General features: G+C 36.8%; 13 protein-coding genes. All 13 read left to right on the forward strand.

Going from position 1 to position 15,930, the window contains the following annotated elements; translation table 11 throughout:
• Nucleotides 1-7: 7 nt before the first annotated feature.
• The 13 genes from BLR36_RS02785 to BLR36_RS02845 all read left to right on the forward strand — a co-directional run bounded on the left by BLR36_RS02785 (nt 8) and on the right by BLR36_RS02845 (nt 15,855).
• Entirely contained in the window at nt 8-1,237 is a 1,230-nt protein-coding gene (locus BLR36_RS02785) for a M16 family metallopeptidase (RefSeq protein WP_093060188.1), read from the forward strand.
• Nucleotides 1,238-1,845: 608 nt separating this feature from the next.
• Nucleotides 1,846-2,118: a YlmC/YmxH family sporulation protein gene (locus tag BLR36_RS02790; RefSeq protein WP_093060189.1), complete on the forward strand. Its 273-nt coding sequence runs from the start codon at nt 1,846-1,848 to the stop codon at nt 2,116-2,118.
• Complete coding sequence (locus BLR36_RS02795) at nt 2,115-2,915, forward strand: hypothetical protein (protein ID WP_093060190.1); 801 nt, start codon at nt 2,115-2,117, stop codon at nt 2,913-2,915. The genes BLR36_RS02790 and BLR36_RS02795 overlap by 4 nt, the downstream gene beginning before the upstream one ends.
• Nucleotides 2,915-3,502, forward strand: coding sequence for a dipicolinate synthase subunit B (locus BLR36_RS02800; protein WP_093060191.1), 588 nt, complete (start codon nt 2,915-2,917; stop codon nt 3,500-3,502). The genes BLR36_RS02795 and BLR36_RS02800 overlap by 1 nt, the downstream gene beginning before the upstream one ends.
• 77 nt (nt 3,503-3,579) lie before the next feature.
• On the forward strand, nt 3,580-4,626 hold the full coding sequence (locus BLR36_RS02805; RefSeq protein WP_093060192.1) for an aspartate-semialdehyde dehydrogenase: 1,047 nt from the start codon (nt 3,580-3,582) through the stop codon (nt 4,624-4,626).
• A 2-nt stretch (nt 4,627-4,628) separates the two neighbouring features.
• The gene (dapA, locus tag BLR36_RS02810) at nt 4,629-5,510 is read left to right on the forward strand and encodes a 4-hydroxy-tetrahydrodipicolinate synthase (RefSeq protein WP_093060193.1); all 882 of its coding nucleotides are present in this window, start codon (nt 4,629-4,631) and stop codon (nt 5,508-5,510) included.
• A 398-nt stretch (nt 5,511-5,908) separates the two neighbouring features.
• A complete protein-coding gene (locus tag BLR36_RS02815) occupies nt 5,909-7,576 on the forward strand; it encodes a ribonuclease J (RefSeq protein ID WP_093060194.1) in 1,668 nt (555 codons plus the stop codon).
• Between the two features lie 248 nt (nt 7,577-7,824).
• A complete protein-coding gene (locus BLR36_RS02820; protein ID WP_093060282.1) occupies nt 7,825-10,065 on the forward strand; it encodes an FtsK/SpoIIIE family DNA translocase in 2,241 nt (746 codons plus the stop codon).
• Nucleotides 10,066-10,263: 198 nt separating this feature from the next.
• The gene (locus BLR36_RS02825) at nt 10,264-10,992 is read left to right on the forward strand and encodes a GntR family transcriptional regulator (protein ID WP_093060195.1); all 729 of its coding nucleotides are present in this window, start codon (nt 10,264-10,266) and stop codon (nt 10,990-10,992) included.
• A 48-nt stretch (nt 10,993-11,040) separates the two neighbouring features.
• Entirely contained in the window at nt 11,041-12,126 is a 1,086-nt protein-coding gene (locus tag BLR36_RS02830; protein ID WP_093060196.1) for a BMP family lipoprotein, read from the forward strand.
• A gap of 181 nt (nt 12,127-12,307) precedes the next feature.
• Complete coding sequence (locus tag BLR36_RS02835) at nt 12,308-13,858, forward strand: ABC transporter ATP-binding protein (protein WP_093060197.1); 1,551 nt, start codon at nt 12,308-12,310, stop codon at nt 13,856-13,858.
• Nucleotides 13,848-14,894, forward strand: a complete 1,047-nt coding sequence (locus BLR36_RS02840) for an ABC transporter permease (RefSeq protein WP_093060198.1) — start codon at nt 13,848-13,850, stop codon at nt 14,892-14,894. The genes BLR36_RS02835 and BLR36_RS02840 overlap by 11 nt, the downstream gene beginning before the upstream one ends.
• 1 nt (nt 14,895) lies before the next feature.
• Complete coding sequence (locus tag BLR36_RS02845) at nt 14,896-15,855, forward strand: ABC transporter permease (protein ID WP_093060199.1); 960 nt, start codon at nt 14,896-14,898, stop codon at nt 15,853-15,855.
• Nucleotides 15,856-15,930: the final 75 nt, after the last annotated feature.

Genomic DNA, 15,930 nt, shown 5'->3' on the forward strand with positions numbered 1-15,930 from the left:
TGTTAATTTGATAAACAAAATTACATGCAAGAATGGGCTTCGAATTGTATCAGAACAAATCCCTTATGTACGATCTGTTGCTGTGGGAATTTGGGTGCAAGCAGGGTCAAGATATGAACTGCCTGAAGAAAATGGCCTAACTCATTTCATTGAGCATATGTTATTTAAAGGGACTGAAACTAGAACAGCGAAACAAATTGCGGAGGAATTCGATCGTATTGGTGGGAATATTAATGCCTTCACATCTAAAGAGAATACGTGCTATTATGCTAAAGTATTAGATCATCATGCAGAACATGCAGTAGACATATTGGCAGATATGTTTTTCCATTCTCAATTTGATGCAAACGAGATAGAGAAGGAAAGACAGGTTGTATTAGAAGAGATTAATATGGTAGAGGACACACCAGATGATATAGTCCACGAATATTTATGGCAAGCGATGTATGAAGAAAATCCTCTAGGTGCTCCTATACTTGGAACAGAGGAAACGTTAAATAGTTTTACAAAAGAAACGATTTTGGCTTATATGAAAAAACATTATACGCCAGAAAATGTAGTTATTTCAGTAGCAGGTAATATTCCCGAAGGATTACTTCAGCATATTGAAGAATTATTTAGTCGTTTGGATAATGAAATCAAAGAAAAAATAGAAGTGACAACGCCGATTTTGAAGGAAGTACATGTGGAAAACTTCAGAGAGACAGAGCAGGCACATCTATGTTTAGCTTATCCAAGCTTGAGTGTAAAAGCAGATAACATATATAGTTTAGTAGTGATGAATAATATTTTGGGTGGTAGTATGTCCTCTAGACTTTTCCAGGAAATCAGAGAAGAAAAAGGGTTAGCTTACTCCATCTATTCTTATCATTCTTCCTATGAAGATACTGGGGCACTCGCTATTTATGGGGGAACTTCCAGCAATCAATTAGAGGAGTTAACAAATTCTATTCAGGAAACCATCCAAAACGTACTGGAAAAGGGGTTTACTGAAACAGAAGTCTCTAATGCAAAAGAGCAATTAAAAGGTAACTTACTCCTTGGATTAGAGAGCTCCAATGCTCGAATGAGCCGTAATGGCAAAAATGAATTACTCTACGGAGAACATCGTTCATTAGATGAAGTAAGTGAATCAATTGATGAAGTCACATTACAATCAGTAATGGAACTTGCCAGAGAGACATTTTCACATAAACCAGCTATATCCATCATCAAACCAAAAGTCGATCAAATCTGATCGGCTTTTTTAATAAAGTAAATTAGCTAATTATTAAATAAGTAATACTACTGATTTCCGTTTCAGGTGGACGCTTTTCGCGGGGTGAGCGATGAGCCATCACCGTCGCTTTGATGTCTCATCCATCTCACTCATCCCGCAGAAGTCGCCACCTTGCACTACAATCAATAAAATGAGTGGTACACCCCTATTAGGTTGGGCACAGCGTTTCGCTTAATTTAAATAGTAGTCATAGTAAACAAAGTGCTAAAACGGAGAGTCAAAAGCTATGTGATTACTAATAAAGGGAGAGGATGGAACATAACAGATCATTAAATTTATTAAATTAAAAAATCTGGAATCATTCATTTGATTTCACGTTTTTTTCATTATTTTATAGAAAATAGACCATATATAGAATCTTTATATTCTGGTTGTTTGAAGTGAAGTCGGAGACTCCTGGGGGAACAGTGAGGTGCACTCGCAAAGCGTCAGACGTAACGGGAAATAACTCTAATGGAAATTAACTACATAAACAAAAGCCTCATTTTTCACCATGATTTTGTTTTATTCACTTTGTACGGCAAAATGGCATATATATAAATAGAAATCAATAAGGAGGAGAATGATTGTTACTTTCGGAACTTGCAGAAAAAGAACTTATCCAAGTTAAGGACGGCGCAAGATATGGCAAACTTGCAGACACTGAATTGCTCTTCAATCCAGAAAGCGGGAAAATTGAAGGGTTTGAGGTTTTTCAAAAAACTGGAGCTTTTTTTCAAGCAAATAAATCAGGCAAGAAAAAGGAATTTATTGCATGGGAAGAAATTATTCTTATTGGGAAAGACAGAATTTTGTTTAATGAAGCAAACACTGAAATTGGAAATAGTGAATATTCGTGAAAAAAAAGTGTGCAATCATTGGTACAGATGCCCGTCTACCTTTTGTAAAGGAAACTTTAGATAATCTATTAGAAGTGAAAATTTTTCCAACTATGATTTGGACGGAAGAACTTAAAGCAGCTTTAAACGATTTTCAGCCTACCATTATTTTTTTACCAATACCACCATTAAAAATAGATTGTTCTTTCGTTTTGCCCGAGTCATGTCTTCTCCTTTTTGTTGGAAAAAAGAATTTAGAAATTGAACAGGAAATACAAAATAGCCAGGTTCATGCTTTTAATTATTTAGAGGATGAGCAGTGGATTTGGGAAAATGCAAATCTTACAGCTGAAGGCTTTATAAACGACTTTTATAGAAGCGAAAACGAATCCATTTATAACAAAAAATTTATCATAACAGGATACGGAAGAGTTGGGAAAAGACTGGCTTTTGCTCTGCATCATTTAGGAGCAGAGGTTATCATCTCCGTTCGATCTGACCATCAACTATATGAAGCAAAAAGTTATGGATATCAAATAGAGCAATTGGAGCGTGTGGATAAAATCCAAGATGCACAATCGAACTATCTCATTAATACCATTCCATATAGATGGCTTAGTCCGTCCGATACGAACAGGTTTATAAAAGTGTATGATTTAGCATCAAATCCTGGGTGTCTGCTCGAGTCAGCCAATTCGACTCCTACAAACTATATACATTCTACTAGCTTACCAGGCTTGTATTTTCCGAAGGATGCAGGATATTTAATAGCAAAGACTGTGCAAACTCAATTGGCTTTGCTAGAGGGGGAAGAATAGTGTTAAAAGATCTTCGAATAGGATTAGGGATAACCGCATCTCATTGTACTTATGAAGAAGTTATTCCGATGATAAAACAGTTTACAGAGTTAGGAGCAACTGTTGTTCCAATAATTACTTATTCTGTGTTAACTGCAGCAACACGGTTTGGAACAGGTGAGGAATGGATAGAAAAAATAGAAGAGGCTAGTGGCAGCAAGGTAGTATCAAAGATTGTTGAGGCAGAACCGTTCGGACCAACAAATCCATTAGATTGTATGGTAATTGCTCCAATGACTGGAAACTCAATTAGTAAGCTGGCAAATGCACAAACGGATTCGCCTGTGTTAATGGCGGCAAAAGCAACTTTGCGTAATGGAAAGCCAGTAGTACTAGGAATATCCACAAATGATGCATTAGGATTGAATGGAATGAACATTATGAAATTACTTTCTACCAAAAATATATACTTTATCCCCTTCGGCCAAGATAACCCTCATAACAAACCAAACTCGCTTATTGCTGACTTTACAAAAATTATTCCTACAGTTGAGCATGCAATTCAATTCAAGCAATATCAACCACTACTCATTAGTCATCAATTATAAATATTGATGAAGATGTATTTTCATGTATAATATAATACAATATCGAAAATAGCATTGGTCTAGGAGGAGAGCTTTTCATGTCACAAGGTTATACAGTAGCAGTAGTGGGAGCGACAGGTGCAGTAGGTCAAAAAATAATCGAAAAATTGGTAGATAGAAGTTTTCCTTTTGCCACATTAAAATTATTAGCTTCCAAAAAATCCGCAGGTAAAGAAGTAGAAGTTAATGGGAGCACTTATATAATTGAAGAAGCGACACCAGCGTCTTTTGAAGGTGTAGACATAGCATTTTTCTCTGCAGGTGGCTCTATATCTAAAGCTCTAGCAAAAGAGGCAAGTAATAGAGGGGCAATAGTTATTGATAATACGAGTGCCTTCCGGATGGATAAAGATACACCATTGGTTGTTCCAGAAGTAAATAAACAAGCTTTACACGAACATACAGGGATTATTGCTAACCCGAATTGTTCTACTATTCAGATGGTTTGCGCACTTGAGCCGATTAGACAAAAGTTTGGTTTAAACAAAGTGATTGTTTCTACCTATCAAGCAGTGTCTGGTGCCGGTGCAGCTGCTATTGAAGAATTGACAACGCAAAGCGAAGAAATAAAAATGAAACAAGCAAAACCGGAAATATTACCAGTAAAAAGTGCTGAAAAGCATTTTCCTATAGCAGGAAATGTCATTCCTCAAATTGATGTTTTTACTGAAGACGGTTTTACATTTGAGGAGCATAAAATGATGAATGAAACGAAGAAGATTATGTCTTTACCAAATCTTGCGATTGCAGCTACATGTGTGAGGGTACCAGTTGTGACGGGACATTCTGAATCGGTATATGTAGAAGTGGAACAAGACAACGTAACGCTTGATCAAGTAAAACAACTTCTTGCAGATTCTGATGGCATAATCTTGCAGGATGATCCTGCTCAACAGCTTTACCCGATGCCTTATTTTGCAGAGGATAAGGACCATGTATTTGTAGGACGTTTAAGAAAAGACCCTTCGAATGATAAAGGGTTTCATATGTGGATTGTATCAGATAATTTATTGAAGGGTGCAGCACTGAACTCTATACAAATTGCAGAAGCACTTATTGCTGAAGGTATTTTAAAAGAGGTGTAAAAATGAATATAGGCCCAATTGCTACGGCAATGGTCACCCCGTTTCAAACAGATGGATCTATCAATTATGCTGCAACGGAAATTTTAATCGAACATTTACTAGCTACAGGGACCGACTCTCTCGTCATTAGCGGAACAACAGGAGAATCTCCTACTCTATCAACTGAAGAAAAACTAAACTTGCTTAAATTCGTTGTAGAAAAAGTGAATAATAGAGTTCCCGTTATCGCGGGTACGGGAAGTAATAATACAGCTGCATCAATTGAACTTTCTCAAAAGGCTGAGGCCGTTGGGGTAGATGGACTAATGATTGTCACACCATATTATAATAAACCAAACCAGCGAGGGTTGATTGCCCATTTTAATGCAATTGCAGATGCAACACCTTTGCCAATCATTGTTTATAATATTCCGAGTCGGTCAGTTATTAATATGGAGCTAGAGACTGTTGTAGCCTTAAGCCAGATTCCATCTATTCAGTTTCTAAAAGAAGCCAGTGGCAATTTAGATCAAATGACTAAAATTATGAAGGCTACAAAAGGTGATTTAGAAGTATATAGTGGTGATGATTCACTCACACTTCCATTACTTGCAATTGGGGGTAAAGGAATAGTTTCAGTTGCTTCTCATATTGTAGGAAATGATATGAAGAAAATGATTGTAGAATTTCAGACTGGAAATCACTCAGAAGCTGCACGAATTCATCAATCATTAGTGCCGCTAATACAGGCTTTATTTAAGCAGCCGAATCCGACAGTCATAAAATATGCACTTTCTAAAGTAGGTATTGAAGTGGGAAGTTTACGTCTCCCTCTTGTTGAAATGACTGAAAGAGAAAAGCAGGAATTTGATTTAATCTGGGAACAATACAAAAATTTTCAATAATTTTAGCGGAAAGGCTGAAGATTTCCTATTTCAGCCTTTTTTTTATTTGTGTGAATCGGTGACGTCCGATATAATGAAAATTAGTGGATGTTGGACGGGTTAACTTCTTCAGCAAAAAAATTTAACAATCTAACGTGTTTAGGTATCTCCCACTTTTTGAGAAAGCGGGTAGATGAATACCATTATGTAATAACAATTCAGTGAGCGAAGCCCTTGCTGAAAAGTTAAGCCAGCGGTGGATGTCACAGATTTTGAATGGACTCTTAGGATGATGTTAGTCTAAAAACGTCGCAATCATGTGACGGCGGATAACTGACCTGCATCACGCAGGCCCAAGCAAAATTCAAAAACTGGAAGCAATTACACCGAGGCGTAATTGATTTATAGGAGGAAGAGATTTGGTAAAAGTAAAAAATGAACTTATTCGAATTATACCGCTCGGTGGAGTTGGAGAAATCGGAAAAGCAATGTATGTAGTAGAAATAGATGAAGAAATATTTGTCGTAGATAGTGGATTAATGTTCCCAGAAAATGAAATGCTAGGAATAGATATCGTTATTCCAGACATTACGTATCTAGTGGAAAATAAAGATCGAGTAAAAGGAATCTTTTTAACGCATGGTCATGAAGATGCGATCGGATCTATCTCTTATTTACTACAAAAAGTACAAGCACCAGTGTATGGTTCGAAGTTGACAATAGCTTTGGCAAAAACGCATTTAAAAGCGTTGCCGACGAAGCAACCAGTCAAATATTTTGAAGTAACAAATAAAAGTCGTATGAACTTTCAAGGCACATATGTAACCTTTTTCCATACAACACATAGTATACCGGATTCGCTAGGTATCGTGTTCCATACGTCCGAGGGTGCAATTGTTCATACAGGAGAATTTAAGTTTGATCAGTCAGCTAAAGGGAAGTATCGTCCAGATATAGCGAAAATTGCTGGTTTGGGAGAAGATGGTGTATTTATACTTTTATCCGATTCAACTGAAGCAGAAAGACCGGGTTATACAACATCAGAAGCAGTTATTGAAAACCAATTATCAGAAACATTCCACGCTGCTAAAGGACGTATACTCGTTGCCCTATATGCTTCGAATTTTATACGTATTCAACAAGTAATTGACAAAGCAATTGAAACAGGGAAAAAAGTGGCGATTGCAGGAAAAAGCTTAGAAAATATTTTCGAAATTGGTTTAGATCTTGGTTATTTTACAGTAGAAGAGGATACAATTATTTCAATTAAGGAAATCTCAAAACATAATGATGAGAATATTGTGGTCATTGTATCTGGTACACAAGGTGAACCATTGGAAGCACTAGAAAAAATGATTCGTAAACACCATAAAGATATTAAGATTAAAGATACAGATACTGTGTTAATCACTTTTACTCCTTCACCTGGTATGGAAGTAGGCATGTATAATACGATGAACCAAATCGCGAAAGTTGGAGCGAAAGTATTAACTTCCGAAAAAAATGTACATGTATCTGGTCATGGAAGTCAAGAAGATTTGAAAATGATGTTGAACCTAACTAAACCGAAGTACTTTATACCAATTCAAGGGGAATATCGTATGTTGATGGCCCATTCAAAATTGGCTCAAGCTACCGGCATGTCCAAATCGGAAATTTTCATTGCCGATAAAGGGGATATTGTAGAGTATAAGAGCGGTAAAATGAGAATGAGTGGTCGAGTTCAAGCAGGAAACGTTCTAATCGATGGAATCGGTGTTGGAGATGTTGGCAATATTGTATTACGCGATCGTAAGCTGCTTTCACAAGATGGTATATTTATAGTGGTTGTCACTCTAAATCGAGCACAGAAGAAAATTGCATCAGGACCTGAAATTCTTTCTAGAGGATTTGTCTATGTGCGTGAGTCAGAGGAGCTAATGGAAGAGTCTGCTAACCTAGTTAGAACAGTTGTTGAAAAATATGTGAATAAAGAAACGTTTGAATGGACAAACATTAAACAAGAAATCCGTGATACGCTAAATTCATATTTATTCCAACAAACAAAAAGACGTCCGATGATTATCCCGATTATTATGGAATATTAATGTGAATAAAGGATTTCCTTTCCGAATACGGAGGGAAATCCTTTTTATCTTAAAAAATCAGAAAGTATTAAAATTGTACTATAATGTGAACACTGGGTTAGGGATATTTTATACTATTGAAACAGGATATGAATGTAAAGGAAAGGGCTTCTTTTTGCCCGATGTTTTTTAAAGTAACAATTTAGAAAGTAGGTGACACTTTGGCAAGGAAGAAAAAAAGACCAACAAAAAAGCCAGCAAAAAAAACAATGCATCCTCTTCTTTATGAAATAATTGGTCTATTAATTATTGGTTTATCCATTATTTCATTTTTTGAATATGGACTTGTAGGTGAGTTTTTAGCTTACATAAGTTATTTCTTATTCGGAAATTGGCATATTGCCGTTCCATTTATGCTGATTGTTTACGCACTTATTATAATGATTAAACAATCAGTGCCAGCATGGAATCACCGTCTGTTATTGGGATGCGCGTTTATATTAAGCAGTTTATTATTATTTAGTCATATTGCTCTATTCCAACAATTATTTGAAGGAAAAGCATTAGTGACGAATTCTGTTTTAAGAGAAAGCTATCGTGTCATGGTTGAGAGTGGCGGAATCACTGATAGAAATAGTTCTTTAGGTGGAGGAATAGTAGGAGCCATACTCTTTGCATCTTTCCACGTTCTCTTTGATTCGGCTGGAGCCAAAGTAGCTGGCTGGCTTATGTTATTTATAGGGATTGTATTACTAACTGGCAGAGCGTTAGTTCCGTACTTAGTAGAGACATTTCCGAAGCTAAAAGAAAGTTTCCTTAACAGACCGAAAAAAAAGAAAGCAAAACCTGCGCCAACTCCACCAAGGGGTCCTTCCCGACGCAATAAAAAACAGGCAGCCCAGGAAGAAGCGGTAACTGTAGTTGAGGCGATACCTGTAGAAGAAGAAGTCGAGCAAGTCTCGTCTCCTATTATTTCTGCTTTCACGGAACGAATAGCTAGAAAAGAAGTAGTGGAGGAGCCAACTGAACCAATAGAACCATTAGACATAAATATGGAAAATGAAACAGTGGAAAATGAGGACTATCAATTACCTTCTATTAACTTATTAGATGCACCTGCTCATAGCGATCAGAGTGGAGAACTTAATGCAATACAAGCAAATGCCAAAAAGTTAGAACAAACATTTTTAAGCTTTGGAGTAAAAGCAAAGGTTACGCAAGTTCACTTAGGACCAGCAGTAACAAAATATGAAGTTCTACCAGATGTTGGTGTAAAGGTGAGCAGAATAGTTAGTCTTCATGATGACCTCGCTCTAGCGTTAGCTGCGAGAGATATTCGAATAGAGGCACCTATTCCCGGTAAATCAGCGATAGGTATTGAAGTGCCAAATAAGGAAGTAGCGATTGTAAGCTTACGCGAAGTTCTAGAATCGGAAGAAAATGATAAACCTAATCTGAAACTACTGATAGGTTTTGGTCGAGACGTAACAGGACAAGCAGTGCTCGCACAATTGAATAAAATGCCACATTTACTCGTTGCAGGCTCAACAGGTAGTGGGAAAAGTGTCTGCATCAATGGAATAATTACAAGTATTATGATGCGCGCAAAACCTCATGAAGTGAAAATGATGATGATCGACCCAAAAATGGTTGAACTTAATATGTATAATGGCATTCCACACTTACTTGCACCAGTGGTAACGGATCCAAGAAAAGCTTCTCAGGCATTAAAGAAAATCGTATCGGAAATGGAGAGAAGGTACGAATTATTTTCTCATACAGGCACCCGAAATATGGAAGGGTATAACGAGCATATCGATAGATGGAATGAAGAAAATGAGGAAAAACATCCGAAGTTACCATTTATTGTCGTAATTGTAGATGAGTTAGCGGATCTAATGATGGTAGCTTCTGCTGATGTGGAAGATTCAATCACTCGATTAGCTCAAATGGCTCGTGCTGCTGGAATTCATTTGATAATTGCAACACAAAGACCAAGCGTAGACGTAATTACAGGTATTATTAAAGCTAATATTCCATCTAGAATTGCATTTGCGGTATCATCCGCTATAGACTCTAGAACTATTTTAGATATGGGTGGAGCGGAAAAGTTACTTGGTCGAGGAGATATGTTATTCCTACCAGCTGGCAGCTCTAAACCAGTTCGGGTACAGGGGGCATTTTTATCAGATGCAGAAGTTGAAAGAATTGTAGATTTTGTTATTGAACAACAAAAAGCAAACTATCAAGATGAAATGATCCCTGATGAAGTGGAAGAATCTGCGGAACAGATTGATAGAGATGAATTATATGATGATGTTGTACAACTCGTAACAGAAATGCAAACAGCATCCGTGTCTTTACTTCAACGTAGATTTAGAATTGGTTATTCCAGAGCAGCAAGAATTATTGATCAGCTAGAATTTAGTGGAGTTGTCGGACCTTATGAAGGAAGTAAGCCCAGACAGGTTTTAATATCCAAAAATGCAGTTGATGATGATTTAATATGAGTCAAAAGGTTATATAGTATAACACTTTTCAAAAAAAGTATGACAAAATCATTACAAAGTAATCAAGTTTTTGTAACAACTTTTAACCTAATGTGAAGAAAAGTATTTATTTCACCTTTTAAAAATGGTATAGTATGACTGATTAGTAGGAAAGTTTTACATCAGAGGTCTGATCTCTTCAAAATGGTGGTGTTTTAGATGACAATAAAAGTAGACCATCGTCATTTATATTTGCAAGTGATTGATCGTCTTAAACAAGACATCGAAAAAGGCATATTCAAAGAGAAGGAGAAACTTCCATCTGAATTTGAATTAGCCAAGTCACTAGGAGTAAGCCGTGCAACTCTAAGAGAAGCTCTACGCTTATTGGAAGAAGAAAATGTGATAGTCAGAAGACATGGAGTAGGAACTTTTGTAAATTCAAAGCCTATTTTCACGTCTGGTATTGAGCAGCTTTCAAGCGTATCATCTATGATACGCAAAGCTGGTATGGAACCTGGTACTATTTACTTAAGTTCTATGCAGTCGATTCCATCTGAGGACGATATTTTAAGATTTCAATGCGAGGAAGAGCAATCAATTGTTACAATGGAACGTGTCCGTACTGCAAATGACGAACCAGTTGTGTATTGTGTCGATAAAGTTCCGAAAAGTTATTTACCTAATGATTTTCTCATTAGGGAAGAAGGCTCTATTTTTACTGCTTTAGAAGAGTCTGGAGAAATACATATTTCCTATGCGGTGACGTACATTGACCCAGTGGGTTACCATGAGATCGCTTCACCAACTTTGAATTGTGAGCCAGAAACTTCTTTGCTTGTTTTAAAGCAACTCCATTACGATGAAAACGATCGTGTGGTTTTGTACTCGAAAAATTATTTTCGAGCGGATAAATTTAGCTTTCACGTTGTTCGGAAAAGGGTGTAAAATGCAACAATTCCTGCTAACAAGAAAAAAATAATGGGGGTTTTCAAATTGACAAAGCGTAAATTTGGATTAGGTCTATCACTAGTACTAGCTGCTGGAACTATTCTAGGAGCATGTGGAACTAAAGATGATGATGCATCTACATCAACAGATTCAAAAGGTTCAGGTTCTGAAGGTACAACTGAAGCAGTAGATTTTTCTCTAGCAATGGTAACTGACGTTGGTGGTGTTGATGACAAATCATTCAATCAATCAGCTTGGGAAGGTATTGAAGCATTCGGTAAAGAAAATGGTCTTACAAAAGGCGATGGTGGATATGACTACCTTCAATCGACTTCAGATGCCGACTATATTACAAACCTTAACAATTTAGTACGTCGTGACTTTGATATAGTTTATGGTATTGGTTTCTTAATGGAAGAACCAATCAAAACAATTGCTGAACAACAACCAGATGCTCAACTTGCAATTATCGATTCAATTGTTGATGCTCCAAACGTTGCTTCTGTAATGTTCAAAGAGCAAGAAGGATCATTCCTTGCAGGTGTCGCTGCTGCTCTAATGTCTGAATCTAAAAAAATCGGATTCGTTGGTGGGATGGAAATTCCAGTAATCGAACGTTTCGAAGCTGGTTTCTTAGAAGGTGTTAAAGCTGTAGATCCTTCTATAAAAGTAGATGTACAATATACTGGTAAGTTTGATGATGCTGCTCTTGGTAAAACAACTGCTAACCGTATGTATTCTTCAGGCGTAGATATTATTTTCCACGCTGCTGGTGGTACTGGTAACGGTGTCTTTGCTGAAGCAAAAGAACGTAAAACAAAAGATGCTAATGCAAACGTGTGGGTAATCGGAGTTGACTCTGACCAATACGCAGAAGGTGCTGTTGGCGACACGAATGTAACACTTACTTCAATGTTGAAAAAAGTTGGAACTGCTGTTCAAAACATTGCGAAAGAAACAATGGATGGAAAATTCCCTGGTGGAACAACAGTAACTTATGGTTTAGCTGAAGAAGGTGTTGGCCTTGCAGATTCTCGTGGAGCTATCCCACAAGAAATTCTTGACCAAATTGATGAGTACTCTAAAAAAATTGCTTCAGGCGAAATTACTGTTCCTGAAACAGTAGAATAATATGTTTTTAACATCATAAAGACCGATAAGTATCGGTCTTTATGATATTTTAATTAATAGAAGAAAGATTTTAAAAATTTAAAGTCTTTACTAAATTTATATAAGATGAACTTTAACTTATAAAATTTAAATTCTTTCCTGTATTAATTTAGTACTAGTATTATAGTGGGGAGTGAATTCATTGGATTATGTAATAGAGATGCTTGGCATACGGAAAGAGTTTGGATCGTTTGTTGCAAATGATAACATTACCCTTCAGTTAAAAAAGGGAGAAATTCATGCTCTTTTAGGAGAAAATGGTGCTGGGAAGTCTACACTAATGAACGTTTTGTTCGGATTATATCAACCTGAGGCGGGCGAGATAAAAGTAAAAGGAAAGACAGTTAAAATTACTGACCCAAATGTGGCAAATGATCTTGGTATCGGGATGGTCCATCAGCATTTCATGCTCGTGGAGAATTTTACAGTAACTGAAAATATAATATTAGGAAATGAGTTAACGAAAGCTGGAGTTGTCGATATTAAAGATGCAGCTAAAAAAATTCGAAAACTTTCTGAAATGTACGGATTAGATGTAGACCCTAATGCAAAGATTGAAGATATTTCTGTTGGGATGCAACAACGGGTGGAAATATTGAAAACGCTTTATCGCGGTGCCGATATACTTATCTTTGATGAGCCTACTGCTTCTTTGACACCTCAAGAGATTAATGAACTTATACAAATTATGAAGCGTTTAATACAAGAAGGTAAGTCAATTATACTAATCACTCATAAGTTAAAAGAAATTATGGATGTTTCTGATAGAGTAACAGTTATCCGTAAAGGTGAAGGTATTGGTACGGTTGTTACTGCAGAAACAAATCCCAATGAATTAGCATCACTTATGGTAGGAAGACAAGTAGAATTTAAAACAGTAAAGAGTGAGGCAAATCCTACAGATGAAACACTAGTTATAAAAGATTTAGTCGTGGCAGACTACCGAGGAATTGATAAAGTTAGAGGATTAAACTTAACTGTCCGTAAGGGTGAAATTTTAGGTATTGCTGGAATCGATGGAAATGGTCAAAGTGAGCTGATCGAGGCAATCACAGGTCTTCGTAAAACAAAAGCTGGTACTGTCTCCATTAATGGACAAGATATTACCAACAAAAAACCACGCAAAATTACGGAGTCTGGAGTAGGGCATATTCCACAGGATAGACATAAGCACGGTCTAGTTCTGGACTTTTCTATCGGTCACAATATTGCACTTCAAACGTATTATCAAGAACCTATCTCTAAAAATGGGTTTATGAATTATTCAAAAGTGTCAGAGTTAGCTCAAAAAGTTATTAAAGACTTTGATGTACGTACCCAAGGTGAGCATACTCCTGCTCGTGCACTTTCTGGGGGGAACCAACAAAAAGCAATTATCGGACGTGAAGTCATACGTGATCCAGAATTGTTGATTGCAGCTTTACCGACACGTGGACTTGATGTAGGAGCTATTGAATTTATTCACCAGCGTCTTATCGAACAACGTGATAATGGAAAAGCAGTACTTCTCCTTTCATTTGAATTAGATGAGGTTATGAATGTTTCTGACCGAATTGCAGTTATTTATGACGGACAAATTGTCGATACATTATTACCTAAAGAAACCTCTGAACAAGAGCTAGGGTTATTAATGGCAGGTCAAAAAAAGAATTCAAACAAAGTTAAACAGGGGGAAACAACTCATGTCGAATAGAGTAGTCAATATACTTGTCCCTGTTATTTCTGTTATTTTAGGATTGCTCGTAGGAGCCATTGTTATGTTAGTAAGTGGATATGATCCAATAGCTGGCTATTCTGCATTATGGAATGGTATTTTTGGAGATACCTATGCAATAGGTGAGACTATTCGTCAAATTACTCCATATTTACTTGCAGGTTTATCCGTAGCATTTGCTTTCCGTACGGGATTATTTAATATCGGGGTCGAAGGTCAATTATTAGTAGGGTGGTTTGCAGCAGCTTATGTAGGAATTGCATTTGATTTACCTATGTATATCCATTTACCTTTTGCTATTATCGCTGCTGCATTGGCTGGAGCGGCTTGGGCTTTCATTCCAGGGCTATTAAAGGCAAAATTACAAGTGCATGAAGTTATTGTAACAATTATGATGAATTATATTGCTTTACATACAACTAACGCATTGATAAAAATTGTATCTGATGGTGGGGATAATACAGGAACAATTAATGCATCGGCTTCTTTAAAATCTGCATTTTTTGAAAGTATTACAGATTACTCTCGTTTGCATTATGGTATTTTCATAGCATTAGCAATGGTTTTACTAATGTGGTTTATTTTAGATAAAACAACAACGGGCTATGAGCTAAAAGCAGTTGGTTTTAATAAACATGCGTCCGAGTATGCAGGGATGAATGTAAACAAAAACATTATCCTATCTATGGTCATTTCTGGAGCATTTGCAGGACTTGCAGGTGCAATGGAAGCATTGGGTACGTTCCAATATGCCAATGTTAAAGGTGGATTCACCGGTATAGGTTTTGATGGGATCGCAGTTGCATTATTAGGTGCTAATACACCATTAGGGGTTATATTCGGTGCTGTACTGTTTGGATCGTTAAAATATGGAGCTCTTAATATGCCAAACGAAGCAGGTATTCCAGTAGAAATCGTTTCTATTGTAATAGCTATTATCATATTCTTCGTAGCATGTGGTTACGTTATTCGCTATTTCCTTGAAAAAGCGACCAAGAAAAAGGAGGCGAAATAATATGAGCTTCTTAGATGTATTATATTTTATTGTCCCTTCTGCTATTTTCTATGCAGCTCCTTTAATCTTCACGGCAATTGGTGGAGTATTCTCTGAACGATCTGGTGTTATAAACATCGGATTAGAAGGATTAATGGTTATGGGTGCTTTTATCGGTATACTATTTAACTTAATGTTTGTCGATACTTTTGGAGCAATGACTCCATGGGTTGCATTAATCGCGGCAATGGTTGTTTCTGGTATATTCTCTGTTATGCATGCTGTTGCATCAATCTCGTTCCGTGCAGACCAAACAATCTCTGGGGTTGCGATAAATATGCTAGGGGTTGCAATTGCACTATTCTCAGTGAAAATGATTTATGGTAAAGGACAAACAGATTATATTCAAGAACGATTTATCCGTTTTGATATACCATTATTAAGTGAAATCCCAGTAATTGGTCCGATGTTTTTTAAAGACGTATACGGAACTTCTATTTTAGCAGTTGGTGTCGCTATTATGGCTTGGTTTGTCATTTATAAAACACCATTTGGATTACGTTTAAGAGCTGTTGGAGAACACCCGATGGCAGCTGATACAATGGGAGTTAATGTTACAAAAATGCGCTATATTGCCGTAATTTTATCTGGTATGCTTGCTGGAATAGGTGGAGCTGCATATTCTCAATCAATTTCTGGTGAATTTAGTCATACTACGATTAATGGGCAAGGCTTCATGGCCCTTGCAGCAATGATCTTTGGAAAATGGCACCCGCTTGGTGCACTTGGAGCAGCGTTGTTCTTTGGATTTGCCCAAGCACTAAGTATAATTGGAGGACAGATTCCATACGTAAAAGAAGTTCCAACGTATTTCTTACACATATTACCTTATGCTTTAACTATCTTGGCAGTAGCTGGATTTATAGGTAAAGCGTATGCACCAAAAGCAAGTGGAATCCCTTATATTAAAGGAAAACGATAACAGACAGGGACCAATTAATTGGTCCCTTTTTATATGTACTGATATAATTAGCATATGTATAGTGAATCGTCTTAT

It is taken from the genome of Psychrobacillus sp. OK028, assembly GCF_900103605.1.
Classification (GTDB): Bacteria; Bacillota; Bacilli; order Bacillales_A; family Planococcaceae; genus Psychrobacillus.

Excerpts from the sequence above, each read along its gene's own strand:
- BLR36_RS02805 (WP_093060192.1), top strand. The coding sequence starts at position 3,580 with ATGTCACAAGGTTATACAGTAGCAGTAGTGGGAGCGACAGGTGCAGTA.
- dapA (WP_093060193.1), top strand. The coding sequence starts at position 4,629 with ATGAATATAGGCCCAATTGCTACGGCAATGGTCACCCCGTTTCAAACA.
- BLR36_RS02820 (WP_093060282.1), top strand. The coding sequence starts at position 7,825 with ATGCATCCTCTTCTTTATGAAATAATTGGTCTATTAATTATTGGTTTA.
- BLR36_RS02825 (WP_093060195.1), top strand. The coding sequence starts at position 10,264 with ATGACAATAAAAGTAGACCATCGTCATTTATATTTGCAAGTGATTGAT.
- BLR36_RS02840 (WP_093060198.1), top strand. The coding sequence starts at position 13,848 with ATGTCGAATAGAGTAGTCAATATACTTGTCCCTGTTATTTCTGTTATT.
- BLR36_RS02845 (WP_093060199.1), top strand. The coding sequence starts at position 14,896 with ATGAGCTTCTTAGATGTATTATATTTTATTGTCCCTTCTGCTATTTTC.